The sequence below is a fragment of the Delftia lacustris genome, from assembly GCF_040267515.1.
In the GTDB taxonomy this organism is placed as follows: domain Bacteria; phylum Pseudomonadota; class Gammaproteobacteria; order Burkholderiales; family Burkholderiaceae_C; genus Comamonas; species Comamonas tsuruhatensis.
This window is the reverse complement of the sequence record NZ_CP141274.1, coordinates 6,881,388-6,901,102: the sequence shown is the minus strand read 5'-3', so window position 1 is coordinate 6,901,102 and position 19,715 is coordinate 6,881,388. Positions and strand designations below refer to the sequence as shown.

At 67.8% G+C, this 19,715-nt stretch carries 19 protein-coding genes; 6 read left to right on the top strand and 13 right to left on the bottom strand.

Annotated features, from left to right (window positions below):
- Positions 1–20: 20 nt before the first annotated feature.
- Positions 21–428, bottom strand: a complete 408-nt coding sequence (gene apaG, locus U6958_RS33010) for a Co2+/Mg2+ efflux protein ApaG (protein ID WP_016450604.1) — start codon at positions 426–428, stop codon at positions 21–23.
- A 116-nt stretch (positions 429–544) separates the two neighbouring features.
- Here apaG and rpe point away from each other — a divergent pair, with 116 nt between their 5' ends.
- Positions 545–1,228, top strand: coding sequence for a ribulose-phosphate 3-epimerase (rpe, locus tag U6958_RS33005; RefSeq protein ID WP_016450603.1), 684 nt, complete (start codon positions 545–547; stop codon positions 1,226–1,228).
- Between the two features lie 115 nt (positions 1,229–1,343).
- On the opposite strand, the gene U6958_RS33000 is transcribed toward rpe, so the two are convergent.
- Positions 1,344–1,670 (bottom strand): CzcE family metal-binding protein, encoded by a 327-nt coding sequence (locus U6958_RS33000; RefSeq protein WP_047219715.1) that lies wholly within the window; start codon positions 1,668–1,670, stop codon positions 1,344–1,346.
- Positions 1,671–1,825: 155 nt separating this feature from the next.
- Positions 1,826–2,875: a porin gene (locus tag U6958_RS32995; RefSeq protein ID WP_016450601.1), complete on the bottom strand. Its 1,050-nt coding sequence runs from the start codon at positions 2,873–2,875 to the stop codon at positions 1,826–1,828.
- 143 nt (positions 2,876–3,018) lie between these two features.
- Here U6958_RS32995 and U6958_RS32990 point away from each other — a divergent pair, with 143 nt between their 5' ends.
- From U6958_RS32990 to U6958_RS32980, 3 genes are all read left to right on the top strand, one after another.
- Positions 3,019–3,225, top strand: a complete 207-nt coding sequence (locus U6958_RS32990) for a hypothetical protein (RefSeq protein ID WP_133073138.1) — start codon at positions 3,019–3,021, stop codon at positions 3,223–3,225.
- Between the two features lie 114 nt (positions 3,226–3,339).
- Positions 3,340–4,773 carry a hypothetical protein gene (locus U6958_RS32985; protein ID WP_244160589.1) on the top strand — a complete coding sequence of 478 codons (1,434 nt, stop codon included), beginning with the start codon at positions 3,340–3,342 and terminating at the stop codon, positions 4,771–4,773.
- A 28-nt stretch (positions 4,774–4,801) separates the two neighbouring features.
- The gene (locus U6958_RS32980; RefSeq protein WP_074924298.1) at positions 4,802–5,482 is read left to right on the top strand and encodes a winged helix-turn-helix domain-containing protein; all 681 of its coding nucleotides are present in this window, start codon (positions 4,802–4,804) and stop codon (positions 5,480–5,482) included.
- 12 nt (positions 5,483–5,494) lie between these two features.
- Here U6958_RS32980 and U6958_RS32975 read toward each other — a convergent pair whose 3' ends face one another.
- From U6958_RS32975 to U6958_RS32950, 6 genes are all read right to left on the bottom strand, one after another.
- Complete coding sequence (locus tag U6958_RS32975) at positions 5,495–6,502, bottom strand: transketolase family protein (protein ID WP_074924299.1); 1,008 nt, start codon at positions 6,500–6,502, stop codon at positions 5,495–5,497.
- Positions 6,499–7,362 carry a transketolase gene (locus U6958_RS32970; protein WP_074924301.1) on the bottom strand — a complete coding sequence of 288 codons (864 nt, stop codon included), beginning with the start codon at positions 7,360–7,362 and terminating at the stop codon, positions 6,499–6,501. Before U6958_RS32970 ends, U6958_RS32975 begins: the two co-directional genes overlap by 4 nt.
- Before the next feature lie 33 nt (positions 7,363–7,395).
- Positions 7,396–8,655: a TRAP transporter large permease gene (locus U6958_RS32965; RefSeq protein WP_074924304.1), complete on the bottom strand. Its 1,260-nt coding sequence runs from the start codon at positions 8,653–8,655 to the stop codon at positions 7,396–7,398.
- Between the two features lie 12 nt (positions 8,656–8,667).
- On the bottom strand, positions 8,668–9,210 hold the full coding sequence (locus U6958_RS32960) for a TRAP transporter small permease (RefSeq protein ID WP_074924305.1): 543 nt from the start codon (positions 9,208–9,210) through the stop codon (positions 8,668–8,670).
- Positions 9,207–10,214, bottom strand: a complete 1,008-nt coding sequence (locus tag U6958_RS32955; protein WP_074924308.1) for a TRAP transporter substrate-binding protein — start codon at positions 10,212–10,214, stop codon at positions 9,207–9,209. Before U6958_RS32955 ends, U6958_RS32960 begins: the two co-directional genes overlap by 4 nt.
- 62 nt (positions 10,215–10,276) lie before the next feature.
- Entirely contained in the window at positions 10,277–11,026 is a 750-nt protein-coding gene (locus tag U6958_RS32950; RefSeq protein ID WP_016450593.1) for an SDR family NAD(P)-dependent oxidoreductase, read from the bottom strand.
- Positions 11,027–11,188: 162 nt separating this feature from the next.
- Between U6958_RS32950 and U6958_RS32945 the strand changes: the two genes are divergently transcribed.
- Both U6958_RS32945 and U6958_RS32940 read left to right on the top strand, forming a co-directional pair.
- Positions 11,189–12,103, top strand: coding sequence for a LysR substrate-binding domain-containing protein (locus tag U6958_RS32945; RefSeq protein ID WP_016450592.1), 915 nt, complete (start codon positions 11,189–11,191; stop codon positions 12,101–12,103).
- Between the two features lie 257 nt (positions 12,104–12,360).
- Positions 12,361–14,952: a bifunctional diguanylate cyclase/phosphodiesterase gene (locus tag U6958_RS32940; RefSeq protein ID WP_223275343.1), complete on the top strand. Its 2,592-nt coding sequence runs from the start codon at positions 12,361–12,363 to the stop codon at positions 14,950–14,952.
- A 34-nt stretch (positions 14,953–14,986) separates the two neighbouring features.
- Here the strand turns inward: U6958_RS32940 and U6958_RS32935 are convergent, their stop codons facing one another.
- From U6958_RS32935 to U6958_RS32920, 4 genes are read right to left on the bottom strand one after another with little or no spacing between them, the layout of a single operon-like run.
- On the bottom strand, positions 14,987–17,512 hold the full coding sequence (locus U6958_RS32935) for an ATP-binding protein (RefSeq protein WP_350337298.1): 2,526 nt from the start codon (positions 17,510–17,512) through the stop codon (positions 14,987–14,989).
- A gap of 24 nt (positions 17,513–17,536) precedes the next feature.
- Positions 17,537–18,376 (bottom strand): ABC transporter substrate-binding protein, encoded by an 840-nt coding sequence (locus tag U6958_RS32930; RefSeq protein ID WP_016453965.1) that lies wholly within the window; start codon positions 18,374–18,376, stop codon positions 17,537–17,539.
- Positions 18,377–18,385: 9 nt separating this feature from the next.
- On the bottom strand, positions 18,386–19,150 hold the full coding sequence (locus U6958_RS32925; protein WP_016450587.1) for an HD-GYP domain-containing protein: 765 nt from the start codon (positions 19,148–19,150) through the stop codon (positions 18,386–18,388).
- Positions 19,150–19,521, bottom strand: a complete 372-nt coding sequence (locus U6958_RS32920; RefSeq protein WP_034348076.1) for a response regulator transcription factor — start codon at positions 19,519–19,521, stop codon at positions 19,150–19,152. The genes U6958_RS32925 and U6958_RS32920 overlap by 1 nt, the downstream gene beginning before the upstream one ends.
- Between the last annotated feature and the right edge of the window lie 194 nt (positions 19,522–19,715).

Below are 19,715 nucleotides of genomic sequence, written 5' to 3'. Positions count from 1 at the left end.
GCCTCCCCCGAGGAACGCGCTCAGTGCAGCACGCGGTTGTCAGGGTCTGGAAAGCTGTCGCCGCCAGCGCCCGACTGCAGATGAAAGCGCGGGATGGGGCACTCGAAGACTTCGCCCTCGTGGCTGATGCACAGATAGGTGCCCTGCATGCTGCCGTTGGGCGTGCGCAGCTGGCAGCCGCTGGTGTACTCGAAGGTCTCGCCGGGCTGCAGCAGCGGCTGGCGGCCGATCACCCCCAGGCCCTTGACCTCTTCGACATGGCCCAGTTCGTTGGTGATGATCCAGTGGCGCGCGATCAACTGGCCCGGCACCTGGCCGGTATTGGTCACGGTGATCGTGTAGGAGAAGGCGTACACGCCTGCCGCTGGAGCGGATTGCTCTGGCAAAAAGGCGGGGCGGACCTGGACCTGGAACTCGTTCATGGGCATGGCGGCAATGGTAACTGCCCGCAATGTACCGGCTTGCGAACGTCCCCACGCGCCGCCGCCCATGGCTTTGTGCCGTCGCTGGTGCCGGTATGGGCTAGCTGCGACAATCGCAGGCCATGAGCCCCACCTACCGCATCGCCCCCTCCATCCTGTCTGCCGACTTCGCCCGTCTGGGTGACGAGGTCAAGAATGTGATCGCCTCCGGCGCCGACTGGATCCACTTCGACGTGATGGACAACCACTACGTGCCCAACCTCACGTTCGGTCCCATGATCTGCGAGGCCCTGAAGCCCCATGCGAAGACGCCCGACGGCCAGCCCGTGCCCGTCGACGTGCACCTGATGGTCACGCCCGTGGACGAACTGGCCACGGCCTTCGCCAAGGCCGGCGCCGACTACATCAGCTTCCACCCCGATGCCACGGCCCACGTGCACCGCAGCATCCAGAACATCCGTGCCCAGGGCGCCAAGCCGGGCCTGGTGTTCAACCCGGCCGCCTCGCTGGACGTGCTGGACTGGGTCATCGACGACATCGACCTCATCTTGCTGATGAGCGTGAACCCCGGCTTCGGCGGCCAGAGCTTCATCGATAGCACGCTGCGCAAGATCGAGGCCGCGCGCAAGCGCATCGAGGCCAGCGGCCGCGACATCCGCCTGGAGGTGGACGGCGGCATCAAGGAAACCAACATCCGCCGCGTGGCCGATGCCGGTGCCGACACCTTCGTGGCGGGCAGCGCCATCTTCGGCAAGCCCGACTACAAGGCCGTGATCGACGCCATGCGCGGCGCCCTGGCGGCCTGAGCTTCGGCCTGCCTCCAGCAACGAAAAGGGCCCGCGAATTGCGGGCCCTTTTTTGCTGCGTCGAGTTGCGTTGAGTTGGATTTTGCGCAGCGCAGGCCGCAGCGACGCGGCCCCTTCAGCCGCCTCGCTCGTGCTCTGCGGGCATGACGAAGATGCTGCGGCCCTGCGTGTCGAAACCGGGCGGCGCAAAGCGCGCCACCGGCACATGGCTGTGCCGGATGGAGCGGACCTTCCACGCGAATGTCCTGCCCTTGCTGGTGAAATTGAGGGTTTCGCCGCAGGTGACGTTGATGGGCGTCTTCTGCGACAGATCGACGCTACGGTAGGAGCCTGCAGGCGCGGGCGAGCCGTAATGCGATTGACCGTTGGGAAAAGTGTCCGCATGGGCCATTGGGCAGGCAAGAAAAATGCCTGCGATATACAGGGCATTGATGTTTTTCATGAAATGCTCCTTGGCGCAAATGGGATTTTCAATTCAAACGGAACATGGATGGATGGCAGGCCGTGGCAATGGTTTGGCGAATGCGGAAAAAGGGCATTGCCCGGCCTGCCGCCAGCGGTTTTGCAACGCTGGCGGGAATAATCCCGGAAAGGGAATCAGAAGCTGTGGCGTATGCCCACTTCCGCACCCGTTGACGTGCCCTTGGGAGCAAGCCCCGGTGCACCGCCCGACAGGGCGAAATTCGCATTGCCCTTGTTGGATATGCGGGCCACGGTTCCATACAAGGCCGTGCGGCGCGACAGATCATGCACATAGCCGATGGCATATTTGTTCGCATCGCTGCCATTGAATGCCACCGGACCCTTGCGCGAATCGGTACGCACATAGGAGGCGCGGAGATGGCCGCTGCCCACGGGAACCGTCATGCCCAGCAGCCAGCGGTCCTCGGAGCCCAGGGTGCTGCTGCCGTAGGTGCCGAAAGGCAGGTCCTCCCGCTGGAAGTGGCCCATGAGCTTGGCGAAACCGAAGTCGTACGAGGCGCCCGCGCCATACTGCCTGAACTTGGCGCCGGCGGCGCCGATGTCGGTCGTGCCATAGGACAGCGACAGGCTCAATGGACCGTTTTCGTAGTGAACCCGGCCTGCCACGTGGCGGCCCACGTTGCTCGATGGGTTCTCGTCCATGGCGTACATGAATTCCGCACGCAGGCCCCAGAGGCTGGGCGAGAGGTACTGGATCGCGTTGTCGCGGCGGTAGTAGGACGGTGAGAAGCCGTCCGGCATGCGGCTTGCCACGGCGGAACCGCCCAGTCCGATCACGCCGAACGGATCGTATTTGTAGGTATGTGCCGAAGCCGGCGAAAGGTCGCGGCCCAGGCGCACTTCGCCGAAACCTCCCGACAGGCTCACGGTGGAACGGCGCTGGAAGAACTTGCCCGTGGAGCTGAACGTGCCCGTGTCGGCATTGACGTCCGACTCCAGCCAGAAGCCGGCCCTCAGTCCGCCGCCCAGATCCTCGTCGCCGCGAAATCCCAGCCGCCCGGAGGCCAGGCCGCTGTTGTTCATGGTCAGGTTGCCAGGCAGGTCGCTGTTCCTCACGTAGCGCGCATTGACGTCTACGATGCCGAACAGGGTGATGGATGACTGCGCGCTGGCCGCCAGCGAAATGACGGGCAATGCTGCCGCCAATATGCGATTGAATTTCATGCCTGATCCTTGTATTGAATGGTGGATTCCATGCGCATCCATTTTCAAAACGGATGCTGTGGTAAATACTAGAATCCGCAGGCGATCGCAGTCGGTCTTGAAAAGAAATGGGCAGGGCATGGCAAGCCATTCACAGGCTTTTCGTGCAAAACCTGTTCCACCCCGCCAACACCAGAAGGCAGGGGCTGCCATTCATGACAGTTACCTTTCTTCAAAATGTCTTGAATGTCACTTTGCTGTCGGGTGGATGGATGTTGGGCATTGATAGCATTCAGGGGATTGACTCCGGTGAAATAAAAATAATCCGTGTCGTATCGCTGATGCGGCTGTGGGTGGGTATTGAAAGATAGGCGGGGGGGCAGAAAATGCGTCGCGAGGATGTCAAGCTGAGGATGCTGGCAAGAAGAGGGGACACGGGGGCCAGGCTTCAGCTCGGGGAGGCCTATCTGGCAGGGGGGCCGGGCGTGCCCAGAAGCATTTCCGTGGGGCTCGGCTACCTGCAGGCCGCACTGCCCCAGGCCAGGCGCCAGGCCTCGGTCTGCATGGCCCAGCATCTGCCGCTGAGGCAGTTGCTGGAGCACGGGCTGCTGGAGCCTTTGAGGATCGCTGCGCAGTACGAGGATGTCGGGCGCCAGAAGCTCGCCGCATGGCATCTCATCCGGGGGGAACTCGATCTGGCGCTGGAATGCCTGGGCCGGTGCAGCGCTTCCCTTCCGTGCCACGGGGCAGGCGGCGCATCCGCGCTCACCTGCGGCGAGCTGCTGCAGGTCCTGCAGATCCTGCGCGCCGTACAGCCGCAGGACATTGCCGAGGTCATGGCCAGCGAAGCCCGCCAGGCCATGGCCATGGGCCAGTCGCCACGCGCAGTGCAGATGCTGGAGCTGCTGGGCGATCTGCCCCATGCCGCTGCCTGTCCCGCCATACAGCAGCTGATCGCCGACCTGGTTCACCAGGCGGAGGTGGCAGGCCATGGCCTGGGGCGGCTGGCGGTGGGCTGGATAGAAAGCAGCCTGGAGCGCTGCGCCGCCGATGGCGACCTGCGCGCCTGCCATGCGCTGGGGCGGGCGCTTTCCGGCCAGTCCTGCGCGCACCTTGCGCCAGACAACCTCGTGCACGCGCAGAACCTGCGCAAGGCGGCCGCCCTGCTGCTGCGCGCCGCCGATGGCGGCATCGCCGTCGCCTGGCTGCACCTGTTTCGCCTGTGTTCCGACTACCGCAGTTCGGTGGCCAATCCCACGCTGGCGCGCTTTTGCCTGGAGAAGGCGGCGCGGCACGGCCTGGCGGAGGCCCAGCGCCGCCTGGGTGCGCTGGTGCTGCGTGACGCCACACGCATCGAATCCATGGAGCAGGGCGTGGCCCTGCTCCATGCCGCGGCGGCCAAGGACGACGAGCAGGCCGGGCTGCTGCTGCGCTCATTGCTGCTGCCCGTGGACGGGGGCGACGAGGAGGCGCTCACGGCCATCGAGGCGGTGCGGCCCGATGCGCCGCGGCTGGCCATGCGGCTGCGCCTGGCGCGGGCGTTCGGTCTCACCAAGCAGGAGGCTCTGTCGGTCGATCCCTTGACCGCCATGCGGCCCTGGGGCCTGGTGGTGGGCCACAACCCCTTTGTGGCAAAGGCTCGGCTGTGCGAGCCCCGAGCCGTGCCCGCGACCACGCCCGAGGCCCGCTGCTGCCTGGAGCAGGCCGCTTTCCTGTTCTCGGCGCAGCGCCAGGAATCCCTGGTACCGGAAGGATCGCTGCGGGCACGTTCGCTGCAGTTGCGGCGCTTGTTCCACCGGCTGCAGATCAGCGAAACGGTCTTTTTCGCCTCCGCCTCCTCCCGGCAGCGCGAGGCCATCCGCGTCGGCACGAAATGGGCCCGACGGCAGCAGCAGATGCTCAGGCAGGTGCTGGCCTGAGCCTTGCCGTGCGGTCAAAGGAGCGAGCATGAAGATCCTGATCGTGGATGCCCACCCGCCGTCGGCGCAGTACCTGTGCCAGGGCCTGTGCCAGGACGGATTCAACGTCGATGTCGTGCATGACGGTCTGCAGGGCCGCAACTTGGCACTGAGCCGCGCCTACAGCCTGGTGGTGCTGGACCTGGACCTGCCCGGGTTGAGCGGGCGAGAGGTCCTGCAGGCCCTGCGCCGGGCCACAAGCACCCCCGCCATCGTGGTTGCCGCAAACGACAGCCTGGAGGACCAGGTGTTCTGCCTGCAGCACGGCGCGGACGACTACCTGGTCAAGCCCATCAGGCTGCCGGTGTTCCTGGCCCGCGCAAGGCTGCGCATGCGCGGGTCCGCCGGGCGGGAGGGCATGCGCCTGACTTTGGCGGATCTGGTGCTGGACCTGTCCAAGAAGCGGGTCGAACGCGCCGGTCGCCGGCTGGACCTGACCCGGCAGGAGTTCGCCGTCCTGTGGCTGCTGCTGCAGCGTCAGGGCGATGTGGTCTCGCGCGCCGAATTGGTGGAGCAGGTCTGGAGCCTGCCCGTGGATGCCTTGAACAACGCCGTGGACGTGGCGGTGTGCAGGCTGCGCAGCAAGCTCGACGATCCCTATGCGGTCAAGCTGCTGCACACGGTGCGGGGCATGGGCTATATGCTGGCGCTGCGGACAGATTCCCCGTGACCGCAGCCTTGCCTACCCCAGCCACTGCCGGATGCGCCCCGCCAGCGCCTGGGCGCTGATGCCGTAGCGCTCATGCAGCGTGGGCAAGGCGCCCGCGTCGAGGAAGGCGTCGGGCAGGCCCGCCAGCCGAAAGCGCGCGGGCCGCACATCGCGCTCCAGCAGAGCGCCGGCCACGGCCTCGCCCAGGCCGCCCACCACCGAATGGTTCTCCGCCACCACCACCAGGCGCGGCCCGCTGGCCACGGCCTGCACGATGGCCTGCACATCCAGCGGCTTGATGGTGGCGCAGTGCAGCACGGCGGCGCCTACGTTGTCGGCGGCCAGCAGCTGGGCGGCCTCCAGCGCGCGCATGGTCATGAAGCCGCTGCAGATGATGAGCACCTCGCGGCCCTCGCGCAGCATCTTGGCCTTGCCCAGCTCGAACCGGTAGTCGTACTCGTCCAGCACCAGCGGCACGTTGCCGCGCAGCAGCCGCATGTAGACGGGGCCGCGGTGCGCCGCGATCTGCGGCACGGCCTGGGTGATGTCCAGCGCATCGCAGGGATCGACGATGGTCAGCCCCGGCACGGCCCGCATCATGGCCAGGTCGTCCGTGGCCTGGTGGCTGGGGCCGTAGCCCGTGGTCAGGCCGGGCAGGGCGCAGCAGATCTTGACGTCCAGGTTGTCCTCGGCAATCACCTGGTGGATGAAGTCGTAGGCGCGGCGCGTGCCGAAGACGGCATAGGTGGTGGCAAACGGCGTCAGCCCCTCCTTGGCCATGCCGCCGGCGGCGGCCATGAGCAACTGCTCGGCCATGCCCATCTGGAAGAAGCGCTCGGGGTGGGCCTGGGCGAACAGGTGCAGGTCGGTGTACTTGGCCAGGTCGGCGGTCAGGCCGACCACGTCGGGGCGGCTGGCGGCCAGCTCCACCAGGGCCTTGCCGAAAGGCGCGGCCTGCACGCGCTGGCCTTCGGCGGCGATGGAGGCGATCATGGCCGAGGTGGTCGGCCGGGGCTTGGGGATGGCAAGAGGCATGTTCATGGCAGGGCGGGCTCCAGGGGTTGCGATGCGTCCAGGATGGCGATGGCCTGCTGCCACTCGGGCGGATCGACGCGGATGAAATGGTTCTTCTCGCGCTGCTCCAGGAAGGGCACGCCCTTGCCCATCAGCGTGTCGCAGAGGATGACGCGGGGCCGGTCCTCGGCCAGCGCCCGCGCCGCGTCGAAGGCCTGCACCACCTGGGCCAGGTCGTTGCCGTCCACGCGCTGCACATGCCAGCCGAAGGCGGCCCATTTGTCGGCCAGCGGCTCGAAGCCCAGCATGCGCGTGGACGGGCCATCGGCCTGCTGGTTGTTCACGTCCACCAGGCAGATCAGCCGGCCCAGGCCGTGGTGGGCGGCGGACAGCGCGGCCTCCCAGGTCGAGCCCTCGTCCAGCTCGCCGTCGGACATGGAGTTGTAGACAAAGGCATCGCTGCCCTTGTGGCGCAGCGCCAGCGCCATGCCCACGGCGATCGGCAGGCCCTGGCCCAGCGAGCCGCCCGAAATCTCCATGCCCGGCGTGTAGCTGGCCATGCCCGACATGGGCAGGCGGCTGTCATCGCTGCCATAGGTCTGGAGTTCCTCGTCGGACAGGATGCCCGCCTCGGCCAGGGCCGCGTAGAAGGCGATGGCGTAGTGGCCGTGCGAGAGCAGGAAGCGGTCGCGGCCCTCCCACCCGGGCTCATCGGGCCGCAGCCGCAGCGCGTCGCCATAGGCCACGGCCAGCACATCGGCCCAGCCCAGGGCCTGGCCTATGTAGCCCTGGCCCTGCACCTCGCCCATTTGCAGGGCGCGGCGGCGTATGCGCCAGGCACAGGCCGCGAGCCGGTCCAGGCGCTGTTGCAGTGGTTCTTGGTTCATGCATCGTCTCCTCGGGATGGAAGGGCGCGCGGCTCAGCGCAGGATGCTGGCCGGCACATAGGACACCAGCGCCAGCACCGCCAGCGCCACCAGGTAGAAGGGAATCAGCTCGCGCACGGTCTGGCCCACCTTGACCCGGGCCAGCGAGCTCGTGATGAACAGCGTCGTGCCCACGGGCGGCGTGTACAGCCCCAGGGCCAGGTTCACGACCATCATGATTCCCAGCTGGGTCATGTCCATGCCGATGCTCTGGGCCAGCGGCACGAACACCGGCGTGAGCAGCAGCACGGCGGCCGGCAGGTCGATGAACATGCCGATGAAGAGCATCAGCAGGTTCATCAGCACGATCACCAGCCAGGCCGAATGCACATGCGACTGCACCCACTGGACGATGCCATCGGGCATGCGGTCGAAGGTCAGCAGCCAGCCGATGGCCGCCGAGGCCATGATCACCAGCAGCACCACGCCCGTGGCCAGGCCCGCATGCACCACCGCATCGTTGAGCCGGCGCCAGCCCAGGTCGCGGTACACCACGGCCGACACCAGGCCTGCATACAGCGTGGACAGCACGGCCACCTCGGTGGGCGTGGCGATGCCCAAGCGCAGGAACACGATGATCAGCACCGGCAGCAGCAGGGCCGGGCTGGCGTACAGCAGGTGGCGCCGGAAGGCGGGCCAGGCGAAGGGCGTGGTGTCGCGCGGAAAGCCGCGCCTGCGGCCCACCCACCAGCACACACCCATGAAGCCCGCGCACATCAGCAGCCCCGGCACGATGCCCGCCACGAACAGCGCCGCAATCGATGCATTGGCGCTGAGCGCGAACAGGATCATGGGGATCGACGGCGGGATCAGGATGTCGATGGTGGCCGCCGCCGCCAGCGTGGCCGCCGAGAACGCGGGCGGATAGCCCAGCCGCCTGTGCCACGGGATCATCAGCGAGCCGATGGCCGAGGCGTCGGCCACGGCCGAGCCCGACACCCCGCCGAACAGCGTGGACGACATCACCCCCACCTGGGCCGGCCCGCCGTGAAAGCGCCCTATCAGCGCCGACAGCACGCCCACCATGGCCTCGCCCAGGCGCCCGCCCATCATCAGCGAGCCGGTGAGCATGAAGAACGGGATGGCGATCAGCGGAAAGCTCTGCACCTGGGCCACCATCTGCTGCACCAGCAGGTCCAGCGGCACGCGGTCCGAGGTGGCGGCCGCCGCCATGGCGCCCATGAGCAGCGCGTGGGCAATGGGCATGGCGATCACGGCGCCCGCCATGAAGACGAAAAGCATGATGAAGGACATGGCACCCTCCCTTCACCAGTGCGCGCCGGCCACGGGCCGGGCCGGTTCGGCAGACGCACCAGCCGCACCGGCCTGCGCGGATACCCGGTCCCTGCCCGCCACGCAGGCGCGCCATGCCGACTGCAGGGCCAGCAGGGCCAGCAGCGCCATGCCCACCATCACGCAGCCATAGGTCAGCGAGCCGGGAATGCCCAGGATCTGGCTGCGCTCGTCATGCACGATCTCCAGCATGTTCAGCGTGGACCAGGCCAGAGTGGCGTACAGGGCGGCCACGGCCAGCCAGCCCAGCACGGCCGTGGCGCGCCGCACGCGGGCAGGCAGGGCCTCGACCAGGAAGCTGGTGGTGATGTGGGCGCCATGGGCGGCGGCCAGCACCACGCCCGACATCACCAGCCAGGGAAACAGCAGCTCGGGCACCTCGTTGGCCCACTGCAGGCTGGTGCCGCTGGCATAGCGCAGGGCGGTGTTGCACACCAGGATCACGAAGATCACCAGGGTGCTGGTCCACAGCACGGCGCGGCACAGGCCCGTGACCAGGCGTTCGATGAGGTTCATGGATGGCTCCCTGCGCTTGACTGCGCGCCCGCGGCCTTGACGACCTTGGCGATATAGGGGCCCGCAGGGCTGGCCAGCCACTTGTCCTGCACCTTGGCCGTGGCCTGGGCGAAAGCCCGCGCGTCGATGGTGCTCACCTCCACGCCCTTGGCGCGGATGTCGTCCAGCAGCCTGTCGTCGGCCTCGCGCGCCAGCTGGCGCTGGTAGGCCGTGGCCTCCTGCGCGGCCTCGGCCAGCAGCGTGCGGTCGGCGGCCGGCAGCCGGTCCCAGCTGCGCTTGCCCATGATCAGCGGCGTCATCTGGAACATGTGGCCCGTCAGCGCCAGGTGCTTTTGCACCTCGTACAGCTTGCTGGCATGGAAGTTGGCCAGCGGGTTTTCCTGGCCGTCGACCACGCCCTGCTGCAGGGCCACGTACAGCTCGGCGAACTTGATCTGCTGGGCCTCGGCGCCCAGGGCCTGGATGATGTCCACCAGCACCGCGTCGGGCGGCGTGCGCATCTTCAGGCCCTTGAGATCGTCCACGCTGCGCAGGGGCCGCTTGCTGTTGGTCATGTGGCGTATGCCGTTGTCCCAGTAGCCCAGCACCACCATGCCCTTGGCGGCCGATTTGTCGGCCAGCTCCCGGCCCAGCGGCCCGTCCAGCACCTGGAAGGCACGGGCCGGCGTGGCGAAGAGAAACGGCATGCCATAGGCCGCGTACTCGGGCACGGCCGCGGCCACCGCGCCCTGGGAATTGGCCGACAGGTCCAGCGCGCCCGTGCGCAGGGCCGTGACCATGGCCGCGTCGTCGCCCAGCTGGGCCGAGGGGGCGACCTGCACCTCGATGCGGCCTGCGCTGCGCGCCTTCACCAGCTCGGCGAACTTCAGCGATGCGAGGTGGCGCGGGTTGTCGGGCGCGGCGCCGTGCCCCAGCGTGAGCTTGACGGCCTGGGCACAGGCCAGGGCCGGCAGCAGCAGGGCGCAGGCGGCCAGGGCGGTGCGGTGGAAAAGCGTGCTTTGCATGGTCTTGTCTCCTTTGCTTGGGTTGTGTGCGGCCATGCAGGCCATGGCCAGGCGCGCGGGGCTCAGTGGATGAGCATCCCGCCGTTCACATCGAGCGTGATGCCCGTGCAATAGGCGGCCAGGTCGCTGGCCAGGAATACGCAGGCGCCGGCCACATCGTCGGCGCGGCCCAGGCGGGCCAGCGGAATCGTGGCGGAGATCTCGCGCTTGCGCTCGGGGCCGAGCTTGCCCTGGGTGATGTCCGTCTCGATCAGGCCCGGCGTGACGCAGTTGATGCGTATGCCCTCGGCGCCGAACTCGCGCGCCATGGCGCGGGCCAGCCCCAGCACGCCGGCCTTGGCGGCCGAATAGTGCGGCCCGCCGAAGATGCCGCCGCCGCGCTGGGCCGAGACGGAAGAAATGCAGACGATGGCGCCCGCTTGCTGCCTGCGCATGGCTGGCAGCACGGCCTGGGACATGTACAGCGTGCCGCGCAGGCTCACGTCGAGCACGCGGTCGTAGTCGGCCCCGCCGATCTCCAGCGTGCCCACGGCCTGCGTGATGCCCGCGTTGTTGACCAGCGCGTCGATGCGGCCGAAGGCGCGCAGCACGGCGGCGGCGGCCGCCTCGCACGAGGGCTTGTCCGTCACATCGGCCACCAGCCCCAGGTGCCCGTCGCCCAGCCGCGCGGCCGCGCCGGCCGGGTCGGCCCGCTCCAGGTCGAGGATGGCCACGCGGGCCCCCTGGGCGGCCATCTGGCGCGCCGTGGCAAAACCGAGTCCGTTGATCCCTGCGCCGCCGGTGATGATGGCGACCCTGTCCTTGAGCAGCATGTGCCTGTCTCCGCTGTAGTGATGGTGGATGCAGCCATCTTGGGCTGTCACGAGCATGAAGACAAACGATGTTTCATCAGCCTAAGATGACGGTTCTTCAGCTCACGTACGGGGTCTCCCGGGGTCTGCCTGTGAGCTGCCCGCGTCTTCGAGGAACTTGCCATGGCATCCATTCCCAGCAGTGCCCACCTGCAGGCCTTCGAGGCCGTGGCGCGCCGGCGCAGCTTCGCGCTGGCTGCCTCCGAGCTGCACCTGACGGCCTCGGCCGTCAGCCACCAGGTGGCCAAGCTGGAGGCGCAGCTGGGCGTGCGCCTGTTCGAGCGCAGCGCGCATGGCGTGCGCCTGAGCCGCCCGGGGCAGGCCTACCTGGAGCGCGTGGGCGGCGCGCTGGCGGCCATCGTCTCGGCCACCGAGGACCTGCGCCACAGCATGAGCAACAGCCTCTACGTGCACTGCGCGCCCAGCATCGCCAGCCTCTGGCTCATGCCCCGGCTGCGGGACTTCGCACGGGCCTGCCCGCACATTGCGCTGAACCTGTCGGCTGCGCATTCGCACAGCGACTTCGCGCTGGGCCAGGCCGATATCGACATCCGCTACGGCATTGCGCAGTGGCCGGAGCTGGAGGTGGAGCCCCTGTTCGAGGAGCACATCCTGCCGCTGGCCAGCCCCGCGTTCGTGGCCGAGCATGGGCTGCAGCGCGTGCAGCAGTTGCTGCATGTGCCGCTGATCCAGAGCAACGTCAGCATCGTCCAGTGGTCGGACTGGTTTCAGGCGTTCTCGCAGCTGCGCGCGCCAGAACGCTTTGCCGTGCGCTTCGACCGCGCCCAGATGTCGCTGGACGCGGCCACGCAGGGCCTGGGCGTGGCGCTGGAAAGCGCCATGAACGCGGGCGGCCACATTGCCGACGGCCGGCTGGTGGCCCCCTTCGGCATGGACCGGGCCCTGCGCGTCAAGGCCCACTTTGCCGTCTACCCCGCGCGCAACGCCCGGCGCCCCGCCGTGGCGGCCTTCCTGGCCTGGCTGCATGCCGAGGCCGCCCGCACCGAGCAGCAGCCCTGCCGCCAGTGCCCGGAATGAGTTGGCGGCCGGACCGGGAAAAGGGGCCGGACAGATATTCCCGCATCCGGCGGAAAAGGCCTGCGATGCAATTTCTCTATGAATGAGCGAGTGCGCGGCAAATGGTTTTATTGCCCCCTGTTTTCGGCGAATGACGACGCGATTGCCAGCAGGGATTGGCAATAATTCCGGACAGCCATATACACAGGGAGTGCCACGCTGAAATGGCCAAATCAGCAAGACGCCGATTTATCGGACTGATCACGGTGAGCTACGGATTGCTCGCATTCGCCTGGATCATTCTGTCCGACAAGCTGTTGTTCGCGTTGGCAGGCAGTGCGGATATCGGCTGGCTTTCCGTCGCCAAGGGGCTGTTCTTTGTGCTGGCCACGGACTTCCTGCTGTTCTTCGCGCTGTGCTCGGTGCCGGCCGCGCACAGCGGCGGCGCCTCCGCCATCACCCAGGAAATGGGGCCGCGCCGTTTTCCGGTCTGGGCCTCCTATCTGTTTGCCCTGGCCATGAGCCTGGCCGTGCTGGCCGCCAGCAGCACGCTGGCCAGCCATTTCGGTGAACGCTCGCTGCTGCTGCTGTTCATGCTGCCCGTGCTGGTCAGTGCGCTGATCGGCGGCCTGGGGCCGGGCCTGCTGGCCACGGCCTTTGCGGCCTACAGCCTGGACCAGACGGACGGCGTCGCCGTGCGCGACTGGGCGCAATGGGGGGTGGTGGCCGTCAACGGCCTGGCCGTGAGCGTGCTGGCCGAGACGCTGCAGCGCTCGCTGCGCAAGGCCAACATGCAGCGGCAGCTGCTGGACTCGGTGATCTCCGGCACCTCGGACGCCGTCTTCGTGAAGGACCTGCGCGGGCGCTATCTGCTGGTCAACCGGGCCGCCGCCAGCCTGGTGGGCCGGCAGGCCGAAGACATCGTGGGCAAGGACGACTTCGCGCTCTTTCCCTTCGGCATCGCCAGCGCCATCCGCAGGAAGGACCAGGCGGTGCTGCGCCAGGAGGTGGCCACGCATGAGGAGCAGCTGACGGTGGAGCCGGGCAGGACGCTGGACCTCCTGGTCACCAAGGGCCCGGTGCGCAATACGGCAGGCCACATCGCAGGCCTGTTCGGCATCTCCCGGGACATCACCGAGCGCAAGCGCTTCGAACGCGAGCTGGCCCAGGCCGCCGTGGTGTTCGACAGCAGCCACCAGGGCATCATGGTGGTCGATCCGGCGCGGCGCATCACGCGCGTCAACCCGGCCTTCACCCGCATCACCGGCTATGCGCCCGAGGAGGTGATCGGCCAGACGCCGCGCGTGCTGTCCTCGGGCCTGCACGGGCCGGAGTTCTACCGGCAGATCTGGGCCTGCATCGCGCGCGACGGCTTCTGGCACGGCGAGATCTGGAACCGCCGCAAATCGGGCGAGATCTTCGCCGAGATGCTGTCCATCTCCGCTGCGCAGGGTGCCGGCGGCGAGATCGAGCACTACATCGGCGTCTTCACCGACATCAGCCACATCAAGGCCCATGAGGCCGAGCTCGACCGCGTCACCCACTACGACCTGCTGACCGGACTGCCCAACCGCCGCCTGCTGGTCGAGCGGCTCAACCAGGCCATGCTGCGCACGGCGCGCGAGGGCCGCTCCCTGGCCGTGTGCTTTCTGGACCTGGACGGCTTCAAGGAAATCAACGACCTGCACGGCGTTGCAACCGGCGATGCGCTGCTGGTGGGCGTGGCCGAGCACCTCAAGAGCGTGCTGCGCTCCGAGGACACGCTGGCCCGGCTCGGTGGCGACGAGTTCGTGCTGCTGCTGTCGCAGATCGGCTCGGTCGAGCACTGCACCTCCATCCTCGACCGGGTGCTGGAGGCGGCCAGCCGCCCCGTGCCCGTGCAGGACCGGGTGCTGACCGTGACCGCCAGCGTGGGTGTCAGCCTCTACCCCGACGACCAGGCCGACCCCGACCTGCTGCTGCGCCATGCCGACCAGGCCATGTGCGTGGCCAAGCAGGCCGGGCGCAACCGCTACCAGCTGTTCGACCCGGAAAACGACCGCAAGGCCGATGCGCGCCGCCTGCAGCTGGGCTGGCTGCGCCGTGCGCTGGAGCAGGGCGAATTCCTGCTGCACTACCAGCCCAAGGTGGAGCTGGGTGGCGGCAGGCTGGTGGGCGCCGAGGCCCTGCTGCGCTGGCACGACCCGCGCCAGGGCCTGCGCTCGCCGGCCGAGTTCCTGCCCTTCATCGCGGGCAGCGACCTGGAGCGACCGCTGGGCGACTGGGTCATCGGCGAGGCCGTGGCCCAGGCGGCACGCTGGCTCGACCAGGGCCTGGACCTGTGCGTGAGCATCAACGTCAGCGCCAACCAGCTTCTGGATGGCGGCTTCCACGCCACCATGGCCCAGGTGCTGGCCCGGCATCCCGAACTGCCGCCGCACCTGATCGAGCTGGAAATCCTGGAAAGCGCCGCCATTGCCGACATGGAGCAGGCCATCCAGGTGATGGGGCAGTGCCGGCAGCTGGGCATACGCTTTGCGCTGGACGACTTCGGCACCGGCTACTCCTCGCTCACCTACCTGCGCAAGCTGCCCGTGCAGTCGCTGAAGATCGACCAGAGCTTTGTGCGCGACATGCTGGCCGACCCGGACGACCTGGGCATCGTCGAAGGCGTGATCCAGCTGGCCAGCACCTTCCAGCTCGAATCCGTGGCCGAAGGCGTGGAAACCCCCAGGCATGCGCGCCGCCTGCGCGAAATGGGCTGCCACGTGGCCCAGGGCTACGGCATCGCCCGGCCCATGCCCGCCGACCAGCTGCCCGCCTGGGCCGCGCGCTGGCAGGCAGGGGACAACTGGCTGGTGCATGGGCGGCACATGCCGTCCGAGGCCTGAGCCTCGCGCCACCGCGCCACCGCGCCCGCGCAGGCTATGTCAGCTCGGCCGGTCGGGTCTCCTGCGCACTGCGGCTGGGCAGGACGATGGTGAAGATGGCGCCGCCTGCCGGGCCGTTGCCGGCCACGATGGTGCCGTCCATGGCGTCGATGATCTTGCGGCAGATGGCCAGTCCCAGGCCCGTGCCGCCCGAGCCGTCCTTGGTCTTGCTGGACTGCACGAAGGGCTGGAAGATCTTGTCCAGCTCCTGCGGCGGAATGCCCGGGCCCTGGTCGGAGAAGGCGATGCAGATGTCGCCCTGTCCGTCGATGCGGCCCTGCACATCGATGCGCCCGCCGATGGGCGAGAACTTGATGGCATTGGCCAGCACATTGCGCACCACCTGCTGGAAGCGCACGGGGTCGGCCTTGGCGATCAGCGGGGCGTCGTCGAGTTCGAGCCGCAGGTCGATGAGCTTGTGCTGCTGCTGCGGCTCCAGCTCGCGCACGACCGGCCGGATCAGGCTGCGCAGGTCCGTGCGCTCCAGGTGGATGGTTCCCACGGCGCTGTCCAGCTTGGCCACATCGAGCAGGTCATTGACCAGGGCCAGCATGCGCTGGCCCGCCGCATGGATGTCGTTGAACATGTCGGCCATGGCGGGATTGCCGCGCGAGCGCAGGCTGCCCAGCTCGGCAAAGCCCATGATGGACTGCAGCGGGGTGCGCAGCTCATGGCTCATGTTGGCGACGAATTCCGACTTCACGCGGAAGGCCTCCTCGGCCGCGTCGCGGGCCTCGCGCGTGGCATGCTCGGCCGCGCGGAATTCGCTCACATCCACAAAGATGCTGAGCACGCCGGTGGTCTGTCCCTGGGCATCCTTGACCGCCGCCTTGGAGATCTGCACGTCGCGGTAGCTGCCGTCCATGTGGGGCAGCCGGGCCTCCAGCACCATGCGCTGGCCCGAGCGCATCACGACCTGGTTGCTGCGTATCTGCAGCAGGGCATCGTCGCGCGAGTGCAGGCCCTTGATCTCGTGGCCGAGCACGGCATAGCGGCCGCGGCCGAAGAAGTCCTCCCAGGCCTTGTTGACCAGTACCACGCGGTGGTCCGCGTCGGTGACCAGCATGGGCAGGGGCGTGGTCTCGAACAGCAGGTGCTGGAAGGCCAGCTGGGTCTGCAGTTCCTGCTGGGCCTTCCAGCGGGCCGTCACGTCCACGGCGCTGCCCGCGAAGCCCACGAGCCGGCCGTCGCGCAGCAGGGGGACGACGGCGATGTCGCAGAGTATTTCCCGGTGGCCCGGCAGCTGGAACATGGCCTGGCAGTTGCGCAGGGCCAGCTTGGCCTGGGGGTCGAGCAGGGCATGGATCTGCGGCCTGCAGGCTTCGCGCGCGATGCCTTCCAGCGGCTGCCCCAGCGCCTCGACGCTGGGCTGCCCGGTCCATTGCTCCCAGCGTGCGTTCACGAAGGTCAGCCGGCCCTGGATGTCGGTGCGAAAGATCAGCTCCTGCACGCTGCGCATGAGCACGGCCATCTCATGCTCGCTGCGGGCCAGGCGCGCCTGGGCCTTTTCCATGGACTGCTGGGACGACTTCTGGACCCTGCGGGTCTTGAGCACCGACCCGCTCAGGCCCAGCACCAGGGCAAGAAGCGCAAGGCCGGCAACGAAGAAGGCGAATGCCTTGTCGCGCCAGCGCGCGACCACCTCCGAGTAGGGCTCCTCCACCACCAGCAGCAGAGGCCAGTTGCGCACGGTGCGAAAGGACACGACCTCATGGGAGCCGAGCATGCCGGCGCCGACGTAGGAGCCGAATTCGCTGTGCGGCAGCCATTGCCGGAACAGCGGTGTCTGCAGCACGGCGGTCGCCTGCACGCCGGTGCCCGCATTCGTGCTGGCCAGCGCCTGGCCGTCGTAGCTCAGCAGCATGGCCTCGTAGCTGAGGGACTCCAGCGTGGACTGGTAGAAGTTGGCCAAGGCATCAGGATTGATCAGGGCCACCAGCACGGCCGGTGCGCCGTTGTCGCGCTTGAATGCGAGGATCTGGGGCAGGTAGCGGACGCCCCGCGGTGTCGCATGCGGGGGCGCTGCCAGGGAGGAGAGGCTGCGGCCGGTGACCAGGCGTCCCAGCTGGACCTTGCCCGGGACCGGAGCCGATGCCCTGTCAGGCAGCAGCTTGTGCAGCTCGATCTGCAGGCCGGCCTCGCCCGCTTGCGTGCTCGCCAGGATGCGTCCTTTGCCATCGAGCAGCGCCATGCTGCGCAGAACCGGCAACTGGCCGACCACTTGCGCCAAGGCCGCCTCGCGCGCTGCGCCGGGGCTGTCGGCGGACAGGATGACCGGGTTGTTGGCCAGGCTTGCCAGGGCGACCTCGCCGGTCTCGAAGGTCTTGTTCGTCTGATCCTGCAGCACACGGGCCAGCAACGCCGCCTGGGCCTTGCTCTGCTCGGCCTCGGCATGCAGCTGGCTCCAGACGAACAGCACCAGCCCGGCAAGCACACACAGGGCAAAGGTCAGCACCAATGCCTTGAGGTGGGCGCTGCGCCTGGCCCCCAGAAAATGATGCGTGCCGGCTCGGCCAGACATGATGAAGGCGCTCCATCGGAGGGTTCAAGGCGCGACGATGGCGCTCAGCCCGTGGTTGCGCGCTGCCCGGGCCAGGCGGCCGTCTCGCCGGATGTCGGAGACGAACTGGTCCAGGCGCGCCAGCCACTGGGCGTCGGCAGGACTGGTTGCATAGCCGTAGGGAAGCACGTGGAACGGCTTGGGCGGTGCGATCAACCGGGCCCAGTCGGAGCTGTCGAGCAGCCGGCGGCTGTAGGGGTAGTCGGTCATGAACACATCCACGCGCCCTGCCATGAGCTCCTTCTCGCGGGTCTGGGGCGGCTCGATGGACACGATCTGCGCATGCTTGAGCGTCTCGCGCATCACGGGCTCCATGAAGGTGCCGCGCTGCACGGCGACCTGCACGCCGGGCTGGTCGATGTCCGCCCAGGACTGCACGGCCTGATTGCTCTTGGTGGTGACGCCGTAGATGTCGCTGCTCAGATAGGGCTGCGTGAAGCGCAGCTGCTTTTGCCGCTGGGGGAGTATGCCCACGGCGAACATGGCGACATCGCAGCGCGACTCCAGCAGGTCAGGTATCAGCCTGGGAAAGGAGGAATCCACATACTGCAGCCGTACGCCCAGCTCCCTGGCCAGCTCCGCCGACAGCTCTGCATCCACGCCCGTCAGCCGGCCCGTGCGCGGGTCGCGGAAGGTGATGCCGTAGTAGTCGGGCCATATGCACACACGCAGGGCGCCCGTGGATGCAATCCGCTCCAGCACCTCGCCAGCTGCGGCAGAGCCGGACCATGGCACCAGACACAGCAGCAATCCGGCAACGGCTGCCAGGCGGGCCAGCACGCGCCTTGGAGACGGTGCGCCGAAACATGTCGATGATGGATGCATGGCGGGCTTTCAGGGTGTGTCGATCAGATCGGTGAAGGACGGGGACTGCCGGGTCAGCGCCAGGCGCAGCGCATCCAGCTCTTCGATGTTGTCCATGAACGCGTCGACGATGCCGGGATCCAGGGCCTTGCCCCGTTCCGCCGCGATCATCTCCAGGGCCCGTGCTCGCCCGAACGCCGGCCGGTACACCCGGTCCATGGTGAGCGCGTCGAAGATATCGACGATGGAGGTGATGCGCGCCGACAGCGGGATGTCCTCGCCTGCCAATCCCTGCGGGTAGCCCTTGCCGTCGAAGCGTTCGTGGTGGCTGGCGGCGATTTCGGCCGCCATCTGGAACACCGGGATGCGCGACTGGCCCAGCAGATGCGCGCCGATCTCGGCATGCCGGTTCATGACCAGGCGCTCCTGCGCATCCAGCGGGCCCTGCTTCTTGAGGATGGTGTCCGGAATGCCGACCTTGCCGATGTCATGCATCGGGGCCGCCTTGCGCAGCAGGCTGGCGAATTCGATGCGGCAGCCCAGGCGCAGGGCCAAGGCCTCCGACAGGTAGCCGATGCGGATGATGTGCGAGCCGGTGTCGTCGTCCTTGAACTCGGCGGCCATGGCCAGGCGCAGCAGGGTCTCGTGGTGGGCGCGTGTCACTTCCTTGAGCAGATCGTTGCGCTCGCGGTACATGCGGCCGAAGTCCTGGATGAGCTGCTCCATCTGCTCCACGGCCGCAGGATCGAAGCGTCGCGATGGCTCCCGGGGGGAGGCGGTCTGGTACTGGGCCATCAGTCGATCCTCTCGAGCTTTTCGATCGTCTCCAGCAGCTTCAGGGTGCTGAAGGGCTTGACCAGGTATTCGTCGGCTCCGGCCTGCAGGCCCGCCTTGCGGTCCTCGGCGCTGCCCCGGGCCGTCAGCAGGATGACCTGCGTATGCAGCAGCTCGTAGGAGCGCTTGATGCGGCTGCACACCTCCAGGCCGTCGAGCGTGCCCGGCATCATGATGTCGAGCAGGACGATGTCGGGCCTGAGCCTCTCGGCCATCGCCCAGGCCTCGTCGCCATCGCAAGCCTCTATGACGTCAAAGTCGCTGAATTCCAGTGTCATGCGCAGCAGCTTGCGGATGTCGGCATGGTCCTCGGCGATCAGTATCTTTTGCATGGGGAGATCTTTCATGCCGCAACAAAGGTGTGGGCCGGCATGTGAATCATAAATATCAATTCAATCAAATTTTATTGAATTTATCTATCAAATCTGTTGCCAGGCCTGCACGCCCGTGGGCGCCGGATGCTGCCGCCCGCAGCGGGGCGGGTTCCGGCCCCAGGCCGGGAACAGGTCTTTTGCCCCTGTGCGGG

Bases quoted from the DNA above. Each gene is read 5' to 3' on its own strand.
- U6958_RS32945 (WP_016450592.1), top strand. From the start codon at position 11,189: ATGGCATCCATTCCCAGCAGTGCCCACCTGCAGGCCTTCGAGGCCGTG.
- U6958_RS33000 (WP_047219715.1), bottom strand. From the start codon at position 1,670: ATGAAAAACATCAATGCCCTGTATATCGCAGGCATTTTTCTTGCCTGC.
- rpe (WP_016450603.1), top strand. From the start codon at position 545: ATGAGCCCCACCTACCGCATCGCCCCCTCCATCCTGTCTGCCGACTTC.
- U6958_RS32975 (WP_074924299.1), bottom strand. From the start codon at position 6,502: ATGAACATGCCTCTTGCCATCCCCAAGCCCCGGCCGACCACCTCGGCC.
- U6958_RS32935 (WP_350337298.1), bottom strand. From the start codon at position 17,512: ATGTCTGGCCGAGCCGGCACGCATCATTTTCTGGGGGCCAGGCGCAGC.
- U6958_RS32930 (WP_016453965.1), bottom strand. From the start codon at position 18,376: ATGCATCCATCATCGACATGTTTCGGCGCACCGTCTCCAAGGCGCGTG.
- apaG (WP_016450604.1), bottom strand. From the start codon at position 428: ATGCCCATGAACGAGTTCCAGGTCCAGGTCCGCCCCGCCTTTTTGCCA.
- U6958_RS32965 (WP_074924304.1), bottom strand. From the start codon at position 8,655: ATGTCCTTCATCATGCTTTTCGTCTTCATGGCGGGCGCCGTGATCGCC.
- U6958_RS32950 (WP_016450593.1), bottom strand. From the start codon at position 11,026: ATGCTGCTCAAGGACAGGGTCGCCATCATCACCGGCGGCGCAGGGATC.
- U6958_RS32925 (WP_016450587.1), bottom strand. From the start codon at position 19,150: ATGGCCCAGTACCAGACCGCCTCCCCCCGGGAGCCATCGCGACGCTTC.
- U6958_RS32995 (WP_016450601.1), bottom strand. From the start codon at position 2,875: ATGAAATTCAATCGCATATTGGCGGCAGCATTGCCCGTCATTTCGCTG.
- U6958_RS32970 (WP_074924301.1), bottom strand. From the start codon at position 7,362: ATGAACCAAGAACCACTGCAACAGCGCCTGGACCGGCTCGCGGCCTGT.
- U6958_RS32960 (WP_074924305.1), bottom strand. From the start codon at position 9,210: ATGAACCTCATCGAACGCCTGGTCACGGGCCTGTGCCGCGCCGTGCTG.
- U6958_RS32955 (WP_074924308.1), bottom strand. From the start codon at position 10,214: ATGCAAAGCACGCTTTTCCACCGCACCGCCCTGGCCGCCTGCGCCCTG.
- U6958_RS32920 (WP_034348076.1), bottom strand. From the start codon at position 19,521: ATGCAAAAGATACTGATCGCCGAGGACCATGCCGACATCCGCAAGCTG.
- U6958_RS32980 (WP_074924298.1), top strand. From the start codon at position 4,802: ATGAAGATCCTGATCGTGGATGCCCACCCGCCGTCGGCGCAGTACCTG.